This window comes from Saccharopolyspora gloriosae, from assembly GCF_014203325.1.
In the GTDB taxonomy this organism is placed as follows: Bacteria; Actinomycetota; Actinomycetes; order Mycobacteriales; family Pseudonocardiaceae; genus Saccharopolyspora_C; species Saccharopolyspora_C gloriosae.
Window position 1 is genome coordinate 1,159,173 of sequence record NZ_JACHIV010000001.1, and the last position, 14,135, is coordinate 1,173,307.

11 protein-coding genes are annotated in these 14,135 nt (G+C 70.2%); 8 read left to right on the forward strand and 3 right to left on the reverse strand.

The genetic code is table 11. The features are described from left to right. The first annotated feature begins 303 nt into the window (after nucleotides 1-303). Complete coding sequence (locus BJ969_RS05450) at nucleotides 304-654, forward strand: hypothetical protein (RefSeq protein ID WP_184477764.1); 351 nt, start codon at nucleotides 304-306, stop codon at nucleotides 652-654. 314 nt (nucleotides 655-968) lie between these two features. Beyond that, a complete protein-coding gene (locus BJ969_RS05455) occupies nucleotides 969-1,652 on the forward strand; it encodes a LuxR C-terminal-related transcriptional regulator (RefSeq protein ID WP_184477765.1) in 684 nt (227 codons plus the stop codon). Between the two features lie 123 nt (nucleotides 1,653-1,775). Here BJ969_RS05455 and BJ969_RS05460 read toward each other — a convergent pair whose 3' ends face one another. Then, a complete protein-coding gene (locus tag BJ969_RS05460; RefSeq protein ID WP_184477766.1) occupies nucleotides 1,776-4,475 on the reverse strand; it encodes an AAA family ATPase in 2,700 nt (899 codons plus the stop codon). A gap of 224 nt (nucleotides 4,476-4,699) precedes the next feature. On the opposite strand from BJ969_RS05460, the gene BJ969_RS05465 reads away from it, so the two are divergent. Continuing rightward, on the forward strand, nucleotides 4,700-6,055 hold the full coding sequence (locus tag BJ969_RS05465; protein ID WP_184477767.1) for a helix-turn-helix transcriptional regulator: 1,356 nt from the start codon (nucleotides 4,700-4,702) through the stop codon (nucleotides 6,053-6,055). A 124-nt stretch (nucleotides 6,056-6,179) separates the two neighbouring features. Here BJ969_RS05465 and BJ969_RS05470 read toward each other — a convergent pair whose 3' ends face one another. After that, nucleotides 6,180-6,929 (reverse strand): response regulator transcription factor, encoded by a 750-nt coding sequence (locus BJ969_RS05470; protein ID WP_184477768.1) that lies wholly within the window; start codon nucleotides 6,927-6,929, stop codon nucleotides 6,180-6,182. Nucleotides 6,930-7,965: 1,036 nt separating this feature from the next. Here BJ969_RS05470 and BJ969_RS05475 point away from each other — a divergent pair. Next, the gene (locus BJ969_RS05475; RefSeq protein WP_184477769.1) at nucleotides 7,966-8,706 is read left to right on the forward strand and encodes a hypothetical protein; all 741 of its coding nucleotides are present in this window, start codon (nucleotides 7,966-7,968) and stop codon (nucleotides 8,704-8,706) included. Between the two features lie 13 nt (nucleotides 8,707-8,719). On the opposite strand, the gene BJ969_RS05480 is transcribed toward BJ969_RS05475, so the two are convergent. Next, nucleotides 8,720-9,127, reverse strand: a complete 408-nt coding sequence (locus BJ969_RS05480) for a CAP domain-containing protein (protein ID WP_184477770.1) — start codon at nucleotides 9,125-9,127, stop codon at nucleotides 8,720-8,722. A 254-nt stretch (nucleotides 9,128-9,381) separates the two neighbouring features. Between BJ969_RS05480 and BJ969_RS05485 the strand changes: the two genes are divergently transcribed. The 4 genes from BJ969_RS05485 to BJ969_RS05500 all read left to right on the forward strand — a co-directional run bounded on the left by BJ969_RS05485 (nucleotide 9,382) and on the right by BJ969_RS05500 (nucleotide 14,134). Beyond that, the gene (locus BJ969_RS05485; RefSeq protein WP_184477771.1) at nucleotides 9,382-9,705 is read left to right on the forward strand and encodes a WXG100 family type VII secretion target; all 324 of its coding nucleotides are present in this window, start codon (nucleotides 9,382-9,384) and stop codon (nucleotides 9,703-9,705) included. A 61-nt stretch (nucleotides 9,706-9,766) separates the two neighbouring features. Then, nucleotides 9,767-10,066 (forward strand): WXG100 family type VII secretion target, encoded by a 300-nt coding sequence (locus BJ969_RS05490; protein ID WP_184477772.1) that lies wholly within the window; start codon nucleotides 9,767-9,769, stop codon nucleotides 10,064-10,066. A 115-nt stretch (nucleotides 10,067-10,181) separates the two neighbouring features. Next, nucleotides 10,182-10,976, forward strand: a complete 795-nt coding sequence (locus BJ969_RS05495) for a hypothetical protein (RefSeq protein WP_184477773.1) — start codon at nucleotides 10,182-10,184, stop codon at nucleotides 10,974-10,976. 134 nt (nucleotides 10,977-11,110) lie between these two features. Continuing rightward, on the forward strand, nucleotides 11,111-14,134 hold the full coding sequence (locus BJ969_RS05500; protein WP_184477774.1) for a hypothetical protein: 3,024 nt from the start codon (nucleotides 11,111-11,113) through the stop codon (nucleotides 14,132-14,134). Nucleotide 14,135: the final 1 nt, after the last annotated feature.

A 14,135-nucleotide genomic window follows, 5' to 3' on the forward strand; every position in this document is an offset into this window, starting at 1 on the left:
CACCGGACTTGCGGAGCGGCGACCGCTGTCGCGGCGCCACACTCCGAGCCAGGCGGAAACGTCCTGGCGCTGCCCTGCGGGCGGTCTCGTGCGGGATTCCCCCGAAGTGCGGGCGTGGAAAATGGAAAATTTTTGTTTCCGGAATTATTAAACGATCTCAGCTCGCCGGTGTCGTGATATGGGAATGCGCGATCGGGCAGGGATAATTCTCGTACGTGATCGCTTCGAGGTGCTGGTGAGTTGAACTCTGTTTCGTCTGATTGACTCCGCTCGGCAACTGAAATTCGGCAGAGGGGAAAACTCATGAAGCAGGTCACGCAGCGCCGGCTGGGGCGTGGAACGGCGTTGACGGCGGCAGTGGGTGCCGCGCTCGCCATGGCGACGGCGGGCACCGCGCAGGCGGCCACTCCCGGGGTCTTCACGCTGTGCTCGAAGGGTTCTTACGCGTCCTACGCGGTGTTCCCGGAACGTGGTGGCATGGCCACGACCCTCGTTCCCAGCGGCGCCTGCGAGAAGTTCGAATTCGGTGGCAAGAAGCCGGAGCGGGTGGAGATCCACCAGGGTCGTGGCGCGCTCATCGGCCCGGTCACCTACGACGGCCGGGCGGGCTTGAACATCGCGACCGTCAACGGGCCGAGCTTCCACCCGTTCTGATCCTCGCCGGCCGAGGACCGGGCTGTGCCGTTGCCATGAACCACGTGGCAACGGCGCAGTCATGTCGCCGGAGATTTTCGGCACACCGATGCGGGGAAATCGAGCCGTGCGGAAAGGCGCCCTTGCGCCAAGTGGCGCGATCCGGTTTCAAGTGGGGGGAATCCCCGTTCGCCGGGAACGCGGTCCGGACGGCAGCCCGAGTTGCGGACACTCGTGGTGGTCGCGCGTTGCCGCGGATTTTCCGCCGTGGAGGAGTGGTTCGAAGGCGCTGCGCAACCGAACTGCTCGCTTTCCAGTTTCGGAGGATGATCGGGATGACTTCCCAAGCCGAATCAGCAGAATCGTCGCCGGCCCTGCACGAGGAGCACGAGTCACCGAAGCGCGTGCGGGTGGCGGCCTGGGCGGCTGATCCCATCACGCTGAACGGTTTGACGCAGGCGTTGATGGGCCGTCTCGACGTGTTCGTCGCGACGGGCGAACTCCCCGCCGACGTGGACGTCCTGGTGGTCGCAGCCGACCGGGTCAGCATGGACGTCATGGTCAACATGCGCCGGGCCGCCGCTCAGTGCTCGGCACCGATGGTGCTGGTGACCAACGAGCTCGACCGGACCCAGCTGCTGGCCGCGGTCGAATGCCGCGTGGTCGCGGTGCTGCACCGCAGCGCGGCCACCGAGGAACGGTTGGTCAGCACGATCGACGTCGTGGCCGGAGGTGGTGGTCTGCTGCCGCCGAACCTGCTCGGTGATCTGCTGCGCCAAGTGCAGAACCTGCACGAAGAGGTGCTGGCTCCGCGCGGTCTGAACTCCTCCGGGCTGACCAGTCGCGAGGTCGACGTCATCCGGTTGCTCACCGAAGGGTGTGACACCGAGGAGATCGCGACCCGGATGTGCTATTCGGAACGCACCGTGAAGAACGTCATCTACGCCATGACGAGCCGCTTCAACCTGCGCAACCGTCCGCAGCTGGTCGCGTACGCGATGCGTTCCGGAATCATCTAGCACCGGCGCGAGGAGCGGATCGGCAGGCGGTGGCGCCGAAATCCCCTCGCAGCACGCCGAAACCGGTGCCGCGCGGGGATGATCGGTGCCCTTCGTCCGTCCTGGTCTCAGCCCGCGACGTCCTCACGCGGACGCCGGCGCGGCGCCGCGCAACATCGCCGTCGCCAGCTCGGCGCGCGACTGGTACCCGGCGCGCTGGAAGAACCGGGTCAGCCGCCCCTCCACGCTCTTCGCGCTGGTCCCGAGAACGACGCCGATCTGCTGGTTGGTCAATCCGTCCGTGATGAGGGTCGCGAGCAACCGTTCGTTCTCGGCGAGGGTGGCGCTCCGGCCCGCGACGGCGATGTTGCGCGCGCGCATCAGCAGCCGCAGCCGCGCCCGCGGAATCAGCGCGTCGAGCTCGCCGAACGTCCGGTACGCCTCCCGCAGCAGCCGCGGGTCCCCGAGCCCGCTCTCGGCCACGACCAGGGCGGTGCGGGCCAACTCGACCTTTCGGCGGCGGGAGCGGGAGAGCTCGACCGCTTCGCGCGCGGCAACCGGATCGCGCTCCACCAGCACTCGCGCGAGCAGGTGATTGCGCCGCGCGGCGGGGGTTCCCAGGCGTTCGGCGATCCGCTTGAGCCGCGCCGCGCACTTCCGGCCGGCCGCCGCGTTCCCGTGCCGCGACTCCCATACCGCCAGTCGCAGCCACAGTTCGTCGGTGCCGACGACGATCCCGTCCGCGCCCGCGCGAGCGAGCCCCTGCTCGATGAGCGTGCGCGAGAGGTCGTGGACGCCGAGCGTGCTTTCCAGGTCCGCGGCGGGCGCGGCCAGCAGGTGCGGCAGCAGCAGGTGCTGCGAGCGGGCTTCGTCGAGCACGGTGCGCGCGCTGTTCAGCTGGCCGCGGGCGGTCAGGATCGTCACCGCTTCCCGGTACATCGGTGTGCGCCCGGGAGCTCGGCCGTGGACCGTGGCCGCGGCCATCGTGGACCGGGCGGTGTCGAGCGCTTCGTCCCACTGCTCGTGCGCACCGGGGTCGCCGAGTTCTGCCGCGCCGCGCAGGTGGAGGGCGTTCGTCACCAACTGCTTCACCGGCCCGGCGGCGCTGCTCGCGTCGTCCTCGGTCTGCTCCTGGCCGGACGCCGCCCCCAGCATCGACGCCGCTACTCGACCGATGGCCTGGCCGAATGCCGCCGTGGCCCGGCTTTCCGATCGCCACTGCTCGGATTCGGCGGCGAGCTGCTCGTGCGCTTCCTGCCAGCGATCGAGCAGGCAGAGCGCGGCGGCCCGGGTCACGATCCGGGACGCCGCACCGCCGGGGATCGATCGCCAGCCCTCCCGGACGAAGTCCTGCAACGCGGTCGCGTCACCGTGCTCGGCCAACCCGGCCACGTAGACGAGTTGCAGTTGCTGTTCGGCGATGGGTGAGAGCGCGTGGGGGAGCGTGCGCAGCGCGAGGGCGGCCGATTCGAAGGCGGAGCCGAACCGCTGCTGCACCGCGCACGACACGGCGTGCCGGTGCAGCGCCACGGCTCGGCGGGCGGGGTCGGTGGTCAACTTGGTCGCCGCCAGCAGCCATCGCACCTCGTGATCCTCGTGCGCATCCGAGGCGCTGCGCTCCAGCAACTGCGCGGCGGCGCGCTCGGGATCCACCAACCTGCCCGCGTCCACCAGCCGTTCGGGCAGGTAACCGGGGTCAGCGCAGGGCGCGCCGTTCCAGAGGGCGCGCACGGCGAGCAGCCCGATCCTGCGCCGTTCGAAGGGCCCCGCGCAGGAAGCGAGCACGGTGGCGAGCATCGGTACGCGGAAGCGCCAGGAATTCGGCTGCGGGCCGCGCAGCAGCACGTCCGCTTCGGCCAGCGCGCGCAGGATTTCGCGGACTTCGTCCTCGCCGCGGTTGACGCAGTCCGCGATCAACGATGGCGCGGCCTCGCCCAGCGGGTGCAGCACTGCCAGCGATTTCAGCACGGCCCTGGCCGGTGATTTCGGTTCGCACAGGTCGGTGAACAGCGGATGGGTGTTGGACAGGTGAGGAGCCCGGTCCCGCACCAGGTGCACTCGGCGGTCGACCACCCGCAGGCAGTCGGAGGCCAGGTATCCCTCGACGGCGGCCTCGATGACGGCGGGGAGTCCTCGGCAGGAGTTCCGCAGCGCGGCGGCCATGCCGGGCGCGGGCACCGCGTTGAGCAGCTCCGCGAGGACCTGCTCCACTTCGGCTTCGCCCAGCGGGCGGAGCCGTTCCTCGTGCACCAGCCCGTTGCCCGCCAGTCGGTCGAGGCCCGCCCGGTCGGCTGCGCCGCTGCGAGCGGCGCAGACCAGGGTGATGCGGGTGCCTGCCAGCGCGTTCAGGAAAGCGGTGATGGCGCCGGCGGATTCCGGGTTGATCCGGTGCGCGTCGTCGAGGAAGACCACGAGCCGGTCGGGCTGCCCGGCCAGGGCCGCCAGCAGCCGCCGGAACGAGGCCGTGGCGAAGTCGCCGCGAGCGGGCGGCGCGCCGAGCTCGTCGGCGAGCCGGGCGGCGAGGTGCGCCGCATCGCATTCCCTGCGCGGTATCGGAACGTTCACCGTGGTGGTGCGCTCGTCGGTGAGCCGCAGCCGCGCTTGCGCGAGAGCCGTGCTGCGGCCGATCCCGGCGGGGCCGGTGACCACGATGAGCGGGACGTCGGGGCGGTGCAGGCAGACGTCGACGATGCGATCGACTACTTCGCCGCGGACGACCGAACGGGCACTCGGCCCGCGTTCTCGAGCAGTGTTGCCCCGCTGGGGCGTGCGCTGGAGGGCCGCGTCGGGGAGTGTCAGGTGGTCCGGGGCTGCGGGCTGGTGCGTGGGTCGATGAGTGAACACGGTCCCAGTATTGCCAGCGGTCCCGAGACCTTCCGCATTCACGTGATGACAAAACTCTTAATCATTTCTTGCGCGAATGTGGGCCGGGTGGAACATATTACACCGTTCTGAAATATGTCATTCCGGATTCTTGATCTCCTGCTGTTCCGCTGATCCCGGCGCTAGCGTGCGGTCGTCGAGCCAGGGCGTCGAAGGCGGCGCAGCGATGCAGGAGGACGACGATCATGACGCGGGAGAAGACGGCCATCACGGGCCGGGACGAGGTCTTGGCGGAACTGTGGACCGCGCTGTCGTCCGGAACGAAGCACGGTCGGCTGCTGGTCGTGCGCGGTGCGCAGGGCATCGGCAGGACCCGGTTGCTGGAGGCCGCCGCTCGGCGCTGGCTGTCCAGGGGGCTGCGGGTGACCCAGGTGCGTGCGAGACGTGAGCGCTACGGGATCGGCGCCGTGGTCGACGCGCTCCGGGAGGACTTCGACCGGTCCGGCGGGCCCGCCCTGATCGAATGCATCAGCGCGCTGGCACGGCTCCGCGAGGGCGAGCCGACGGATCAGGGCGCGCGGTTCGTCACCGTGGTGGACGAGTTCAACCGGGTGTTCGGGCAGGTCGGTGGCACCGGGCGGACCGCGGTGCTCGTCGACGACGTCCTGGAGATCGCGGACCCCGTCCCGCTGCTGCTCGCGGCCCGCCGTCCGGGTTGCCTGGTCGTCGCGTCCTTGCGCACCGGTGCCGAGCCCTCCCCGGTCGCTCGCGAACTGCTGGAGCTGGCCGACGAGGTGCTGGATCTGGATCCGCTGCGCAACGCGGATATCGCGACGATCACGGGCGGCGACCTCGACGAGAGCGTGCACGAGGCGCTGCGCGCTGCGCTGGGTCCGCTCTACGGCAATCCGGGCGCCGTCTTGGCGACCGTGCGGGAACTGCGGGACCGCGGGCGGATCGTCGACCACCGCTTGACCCCCGCGGACGCGGAGATCGAACTTCCCGCCGACCACGAGCTGGTGCTGCGCGTCCGCCGGCTCGGCGCGCTCCCCCCGCGACTGCTCGCCGCGGTGGCCGCTCTCGGAGCGCTCGACCTCGACGACGTGCCGCTGGTCGCCCACGCCCTGGGGGACGACTTGGCGGAGTGCGAGCGGGCGGTGGACGAACTCGTCGAGGAGGGGCTGCTCGTGGGGGAGGAGGAGCGGCAGCTGCGCTGCGGCTGCCCGGCCCTCGCGGCGGCCTTCGTGCGCCAGCAGCGGGACGTGGTGCGGTGCCTGGCCGTCCCGCGACCGTCGGGCGCGAAGGTGCCCGTGCGGTCGAGGGCGGCGGTGGGCTCCTCCGGTTCGCGGTCGCAACCGGCCGCGCGGGCGCAGTCGTGGTCCGCGGCCGACGGCCGGCTGCTCGGCCTGATCAGTTCGGGGCTCACCAATCGACAGATCGGTTCGAAGCTGGGGCTGAGCGAGAAGACGGTGGAGAACCAGTTGACCAGGTTGTTCGCCAAGACCGGGTGCCGGTCCCGCGTGGAGCTGGTGACGGTGGCGAACGCGCCGCGGCTCGCGGTCGGCGGGGCCGTCGGCACCCGGATCGCTCCGTCGGCCTGATCGGATGCGTTGCGGAACTCCCCGGCGCGAGATACTCGTGCGTTCGCGGAACGCGCTGGGTCCGTGCGAGCGACCGAGCTGCCCAGCGGCGGCCGGACCTGGCTCGATCCACTGCGCGCCGTCCTCAGCCGAGCTCGTCCCGGCCACCGGGGGGATCGAAGCGGTAGCCCACGCCCCACACGGTCACCAGCACCTCCGGGCGCGACGGGTCGAGCTCGACCTTCTCCCGCAGTCGTCTCATGTGGACGGTCACGGTGGAGTCGTCGCCGTAGTCGCGATCCCACACCTTGCGCATCAGCTCGTCGCGGCGGAACACCCGGCCGGGGTTGTCCATGAGGAACGTCAGCAGCGCGAACTCCCGGTTGGTCAGCACCAGTCGCCGCCGACCTCTGCTGGCGACCCGCGCGTAGTGGTCCACCACCAGGTCGCCCGCGCGCCGGATGCCGGGAGACGGTGCGGGAGGTCTGGCCCGCACCCTGTGGAGCACCGACTGGACCCGCATCACCAGCTCTCGCGGGTCGAGCGGTTTCGTCAGGTAGTCGTCCGCGCCGGCCTCCAGCCCGCGCAGCCGGTCCTGCTCGGCGTCCGGCGAGGTCAGCATGATCACCGGTACCCGGCTCCGGGTGCGCAGCTCCAGGCAGAACTCCGAGCCGTCGAGGCCGGGCAACGTCATGTCGAGCACGACGAGGACGGGACGCAGCTCGTGCGCCAGCTCCAAGCCGAGCAGGCCATCGGACACGACCACCGCGGTGTAGTCCGCTCGGCGCAGGTGATCGGTGATCGCCTGGGACGTCGCGGGATCGTCCTCGAGAACCAGGATGCGTGGTCCTCGTGCGCGCGAGCGGTCCTGCTGAGCACGATTCGGCGGTGTCATCTCCTGAACCTGTTTCTCACTCTCGAGCTCATTTCCGTCCACCTTGTTCCGAGGCGACCGGGCGGTGGTCACCGCCGGGCGCGGGTACGGCGAATCGGCCGTGCGCGACGGCGGTCGCGCGGCAGGCGATTGGTCGGCCTGGCCATTGTTCGCCACATTCCCCGGGGGATCGGTAGTGCCCGGATAAAGTCACGCTGCGCCTGGATCGGTGGTGGAAATTGTACGTCCCGCCGAGGACGCGGGGAGCGGCCCAGGTCGTTGCGGAATCCATTCCGCCTGTCCGTCGTCCACCAGCGCGAAGCTGAACGAGGTGGCGGGAGTGAACCGCTGATGAACAGCGGTTTTGTCGCTCATCGTCGTCATCGGTCGGGCTATGGATTCCAGGAGGGCGCCGATTCGCGGCTGCTCGCTGATGTCGCGGAAACATGGTTTCGCTGGTTCGGTGATGCCCTTCCGGGTAATTCCGTTGCCTGGAGGTGTCATCCGCTCCCCGTCGGCCCCGCCGCGGTGGTGACTTCGGTTAGTTTTGGGGTAAATGAATTGATCGGTAGTGGATACTCGGCTCGCCGCAGGCGGTCCGGTGCGTCGTGCGATCGGGAGAAATGAAAGATGAAGAACGGTTTCCTGTCGTATTCGGACCACTTCGCCGGCGGCAGTGGCTGGAAAGTCCCTGCGCTGGGCAAGGAGTACGGACCGGGTGAGGAAGTGCCCGCACCCGTGAAAGCGCGCCGGAGCGGTCCCGGCACGAGCGCGGAGACGCTCCTGCTCGGCGGTCGTACCGAACGGGCGTGGTTGCGCGGCACGGCGGTCGGGCCTTGCTCGCGGTGCGCTGAGCACGGTCCGGGGCAGCCGCGCGCGGTGGCGCTGGCCGAAGCGCCGACCAGGTGCTGTCCCGGTTGTCCGGGATGCCGGTGACGTCGATGCCGAAGCGGTTCCGGGGTGCGCCGAGCGCACTCGCCCTCGGTCGGCCCGCAGACGGCTCCGGCGCAGCGGCTCCGCGGCCGCAACGGCGAAGCGAGATCTGATGTGCCCTGTCGTGAGCGCCGATGAAGCAGCGCATCGCGCCCTCAGCGGGGGAGGTTCGGCCACGGGACGCGTCGAAGAGCTGCTGACCGTCATGTCGGAGCAAGCGGCCGCGGTGGCGCTGCTGCGGGAGAAATGGGCCGAGTCGGTCCGAGCGGTGCCACCGGCGCCCGACGACGGCGGGTCTGACGGGGCGAGCTCGTGGTCGCTCACCGACCCGCGGCGCCGGCTGTGGTTCAGGGCCGAAGGCGTGCGCGAGATGAGGTTCTCGAACTACGCCCTGTGGGTGGGGTGGTGGGTAGATACCGCGCAGCTCGCGCTGCGATCCGCCGTGGGTGAGCCGGACCCCGAACTGCGGGAGGCGACCGCGGACGGCTCGTCCGAGGCCGCGCAGGGGCCGGAGCGCGGGAAATCCGATCCGCCGCGGCTGGTTCAGCGCGCCCGGCTCCGCCGCTGGGGCGAGAATTGGATCAACGATTCGCTGCCCTGGTTGCTCCCGCGCGATGATCTGGACAGGTTGCTCGCGCTCACCGGCGATACGAGCTCCGCGCGGGCCGTGCGGCTCGCCCACCGATCCGTGCTGGACGCTCGGCACGCCGGGGATCTCGCGCTGGAGCAGGAGGAGTCGGGTTCGGCCGCGACGTGCGAGGTGAACCGGAACTGGAACCTCTACGGCCGGCGGCATCCCCTGGTGTGCGAATACGCGCGCGCGATCGCCGACCACTTGGCGAAGTGGACCTCGGCGCGACCGTGAGCCCGCCCGTGGTTCAGTAGCCGAAGTTCTGCGTCCACCACGGAGTTCCGCGGCCGATGTGCAGTCCGACGCCGATCGCCCGGAACTCGCCGTTGAGGATGTTCTCCCGGTGCGGGATGCTCTGCATCCAGGCGCGCACCACGCTGGCCGGGGTTTCCTGCCCGACCGCGATGTTCTCCCCGGCCGGGTCCTCGAAACCTTCGGCCAGCATCCGTTCGAACGGCGACGGGCCGCGAAACCCTTGGTGTGCGAAGAAATCCCGCTGCGCCATGTCGGCGCTGTGCCGTCGGGCCGATCGGCGCAGCCGCTCGTCGCCCTCCAGCCGGGTCAGTCCGCGCTTGGTGCGCTCGGCGTTGACCAGTGACACGACCTTGTCCTCGGTTCGGGACCGCACCGCGTCCCGACCGGCTCCGAGCGCCATGCGTCGTCCACCTTCCTCGGTCCGCGGGTTCCGAACTCGACGGTTGCCATCGGTCTCCCTTATATCGCGAAGTCCGCCGCCGAATGCGGTGCGAGCGGGGATGTGCCCGAGCAGGCAATCGTGCCCGCGTTCGGGTAGGGGGCGCGCACGTCGGCTTCCATATTCGAATTCGACGACGAGTATTGCGGGTGCCCGCGCACGCGCGCCGGTCCTCCGGTGCGGTACGCGGCGAGCACAGCGAGAGGAGCTTTCGAATGGCACAGCAGGTGCAGACCTCGACTCCGGGCATGCAGTCCGCGGGGCAGAAGTTCAGCGACACCGCCAGCGATTTCACCAGGGACATGCAGTCCGTCAACACCATGATGGCGACCCTGCAGACGAGTTGGCACGGCGACGCCTCCCGGAACTTCAACCAGGCGATGGACAACTGGGAGAAGTCGTTCAGCATCGTGATCAACAAGCTGATCGGCATGATGGAGGTCATGGGGATCAACTCCAAGGACTACGTGGCGGCGGAGGACGACGCGACCAGCCAGGCCGGTTCCTTCGGCTCCGCTCTCCCGCTGCCGGGAGTCTGAGCGGTTCCGTCCTTTCCGCATTGTTCGAGTCCGCTCGCCAGCGGATTGATGAGGAGTGTAAATGTCTGATTATCGGTTCAACTTCGGTGTCGCGGACGCGACCCTCTACGACATGGACGCGGTCAACAACAAGGTTCGATCGGCGCTCACCGAAATGGAGCGGGCCGTCGAGTCCAGCCTTTCGGAATGGACCGGTGACGCGCAGGCCGCCTACTGGGAAGCCAAGGCGGCGTGGAACCAGCAGGCCAACATGATGCCGCAGTACCTGCAAGCGGGTCGCCAGACCCTGCTCAACATCTCCGACAACTACGGCACGACCGAGCAGCGCGCTCGGCAGATCTGGGACCAGACCCGGGGTTGAGGGATTGCGCGATCACGTTGCGGCTCGGCCGCCGGGGAGGTGACCCCGGCTTTCCCGGCGGCCAGCGCCGTGGCCATCGGGGCCGCATCCGGAGAACGAGCTTGGAGAGGTTGTCATGGGAGACAAGCAGGGAATCGACTACTGGCGGGACAGCGACGCGTGGGAGGACACCGACTACGCCGACTGGAAGAAGATCGACGCGTTCGTCGACGAGGGGTATCTGACCGAGGACGAGCGTGAGCTCCTCCAGGCGCGCGGCAGCGCCGCCGCGCTCGGTCACAGCAGCAGTCCGGGCGAGACCGATGACCCGTGGGAGAAGTACCTCGACCTGAAGGAGGAGTACAAGGACGACCCGCGGTTCGGCGAGAACGGCAAAGCCGAGGACCTCGCGAAGCCGGACGGCTACGGGGAGGGGCCGAAGGAAGATACCGACTACGTCGACAAGCTCGACTGGGGACTGGACGACGACAAGACGCCGCCGGAGGTGGAAGACCCGCCGAAGGTCCCTAAGTACGACAACGAGGGCAAGGAAGGCGACGAGGTCGTCGTGAGCACCGAGGCGCTCAAGACCTTCGCGCAGAACATGTTGAAGTTGAAAGCCATGATCACCCCGGCGAAGGACTACGTCAACGACGTGGAAATCCTGCCGGGAGCTTTCGGCAACGCGTACCGGCTTCGCGACCGGGTCATGGGATCCGACGGGGAGAACGGTTCCGCGGGGCTCAAGACCGCCATCTACGACTTCCTGCACAACACGGAAAAGGGCTTCGACTTCCTGGAGGAAGACCTGGCGCGCGTGTTGAAGGAGTACGCCGAAGCCGAAGATCTGAACAAGGTCGCCGGCAGCGATTTCGACGCCATCATGGCGAAGGCGTACTCCTACATCGGTGAAACGGAGTCCGGCGAGTAGTACGAGTCGGACGCGGCGTAGTGGTGCGGGGTGCGGGAAGGGGCGGCCCGCGCACCCCGGGGGCGACTAATTCGAGATCTTCCGGAACCGGGTGATCTCACCTCATCGGCGGTTCAGGGGCGGTAGGAGCAGGCGTGGGTTCGCACCAGGAAAATTACGACGAGAACAGCAGCAACACCACTGCGGATGATGACGACAAGCATTCCGTATTCGCCGATTCCGCCGGTACCGCTGAAGGGGACGACAACTTCAACGACTGGGACTGGAAGCGGATCAAGGCCGCGCTGACCGGTGGCGCCGCCGTGATCGGGGACCAGGACGACCGGCTGCGCGGCCTGGTCGACCCGGTGACCTTGCAACAGGCCGCCAACAACTTCGACTTCGCCCGCAAGACCATGGAGTCCGTCGCCGAGAACCTCCGCGACCAGGCCCGTGCCACGGCGGGTCCCGACGGCATCTGGAAAGGGCCTGCCGCGCGGGCGTTCCTGGCGAAGATGCAGACGTTCGCCAACAACATCGACGCGCACGCCAGGCTGCTCAGCGACGGTGCGCTGGAGAGCGAGGCGGGCGGGTCGATCGCCGACACGCTGCGGATGAACGGGAACTACCTCGCTTGGGGCGGGCAGACCGTCGACTACTACGACCGCTACTACGCCGACGTGGCATTGCAGCGCGGGGTCGCTCCGAAGATGGAAGACAACAAGGTCATGGTGAGCAAGGACGAGGAAGTCGTCAAAGCCATGACCGACTCCATGCGCCAGGTCATCGTGCAGGTCTCCTCCAACTACGAGTGGCGCAAGGACGACGTCGTCACTCCGGACGCGGTCAAGGGCGAGGCAGCACCACCACCCCCGTCGCCCAAGCCGCCGCCGAAGGAGCCACCGCCGCCGAAGAACCCGCCGCCGCCCAAGGAACCGCCGCCGCCCAAGTCGCCGCCGAAGGAGCCGCCGCCCAACGAGCCGCCGCCGCCCAAGGAACCGCCGCCAGTGGAGCCGCCACCCGCTGGTGGTCCGGAAGGCGATCCGCCGCCGGTGGGTGGTCCGGAGGGAGATCCGCCGCCGGTCGGCGATCCACCGCCGGTGGGTGGTCCGCCGCCGGTCGGTGGTCCGGGAGGCACGCCGCCGCCGGCGGGCGGCCCTGAGCAGCAGCAGGTGAACAGCCAAACCCCGCCGCCGGTGGGTGCGCCGCCGCCAGTGGGTGGTCCGCCGCCGGTGGGTGGTCCGGGAGGGACGCCTCCGCCGGGAGGCACCCCGCCACCGGGAGGCACCCCGCCACCGGGAAGGACGCCGCCACCGGTCGGCACCCCGCCGCCGGTAGGTGGGCCGCCGCCGGTCGGCACACCGCCGCCGGTGGGCAATCCCCCTGGGAACCGCCACAACCCGAGAAATCCTGGAGGAAATCAGGGCAACGTTCCGCCGCCGGTCGGCGGGCCACCAGTGGGCGATGGGCCTCCGGCCGGGAATCCCCCGCCGGTGGGCAGTCCGCCTCCTGTCGGGAGCCCGCCGCCGGTGGGAAGTCCGCCGCCGGTGGGTAGTCCCCCTCCAGTGGGAAGTCCGCCTCCGGTGGGGAGCCCGCCTTCGGCGGGCGGCCCGCCGCCAGTGGGGAGTCCGCCGCCGGTCGGCGGCCCACCTCCGGTGGGGCAGCCGCCGGGCGGTACGCCGGAGGGTTGGTCGCCGGGTGAGGGTCAGCAGTCGTCGTCCGGGCAGGACGAGCGCGGTGGGATGCCGATGATGCCGCCGATGATGCCGCCGGGCGCCGGTGGTGGCGGTGGTGGCAATGGCGGTGGTGAGCGTTCGGATGCGTCCGGTCTGCTCGACGCCGGGAATGAGCCGTGGTCGGGTTCCGGTTCGCCGGTGGGCGATCCGGAAGCTCCGTTCGGCGCCCCGCCGGTCGACGCTCCTTCGGCGGGTCGGCCGCCGGGTAGTACGCCGGAGGGTTGGTCGCCGGGTGAGGGTCAGCAGTCGTCGTCCGGGCAGGACGAGCGCGGTGGGATGCCGATGATGCCGCCGATGATGCCGCCGGGCGCCGGTGGTGGCGGTGGTGGCAATGGCGGTGGTGAGCGTTCGGATGCGTCCGGTCTGCTCGACGCCGGGAATGAGCCGTGGTCGGGTTCCGGTTCGCCGGTGGGCGATCCGGAGGCCCCGTTCGGCGCCCCGCCGATCGAGGCTTCTCCCGTCGGAGAGGCCGCGCCGGTCGACGTGCCGGGCGCGGACGAGCAGCAGGAGCCCGAGCAGCAGGTGGCCGGTGGGATGCCGATGATGCCGCCGATGGTGCCGCCGGGCGCCGCCGGTGGCGGCGGCGAGCGTTCCGACGCGTCCGGTCTGCTCGACGCCGGGAGCGAGCCGTGGGAGGCCGCAGGTCCGCCCGCGGGCGATCCGGAAGCTCCGGCCGTGCCGGTGCCGCCGGGCGAGGTGCCGTCCGCGCCGCAGCAGCGGGCCGATCCGCCCGCACCGGTGGGCGAAGCCGGGAAGGTGGCCGGCGGCGTGCCGGTCGTTCCCCTCGTGGTGCCGCCGCTGGGCGCTCTCGGCCCGAACCGGGAGCGCCGGCGCGGTACCCACGAGCCGGAGGGCTCCGGGCCCGCCGGCACCACGAGCGCTGACGGGAACGGTGCGTCGGCCGAGCCGGTCGATCCCGCCGTCCGCGAGGACGAACCGGCCGCCGAGCCGGAGTGGCCGCAGGACCACGTCCCGGTGGTGCGCCAGGAGGACGGGGCCAAGGACACCGGGGCCTGGGACAGCCCCGGCGTCCTGCCCTGGCTGATCCCGTTCCCGGTGTCCGGCGATGCCGATCGGGAGCGCGACCGGCCCGCCGCGGACCACTCGCTGCGGGACACCACCCCGTGGGAACCCGAGCGGGCCGCCGGCGATGCGGGCTACGCCGCGTGGCGGCGCGCGAGCTTGGGCGGAGACCGGCGGGTCCCGGCGGAGGAGGAGAGCCCCCTGCGCTGCGGCGGGCCGGACTTCACCCCGGAGGAGCTCGCGGCCATGCGGGCCGAGGAAAGAGCGGAAGCCGAACGGCAGGCGGAGGAGAAGGCCAAGGCGGAAGCCGAGGCGGAGGCGGAGAACGAGAAGGAGCGTTCCAGTTCGGACCTCCTCGTGAGGGATAACTCCGCCTGGGGCGGCGGTTCCGCAAAACCGCCGCCGGGCGCGCTGGGATGAG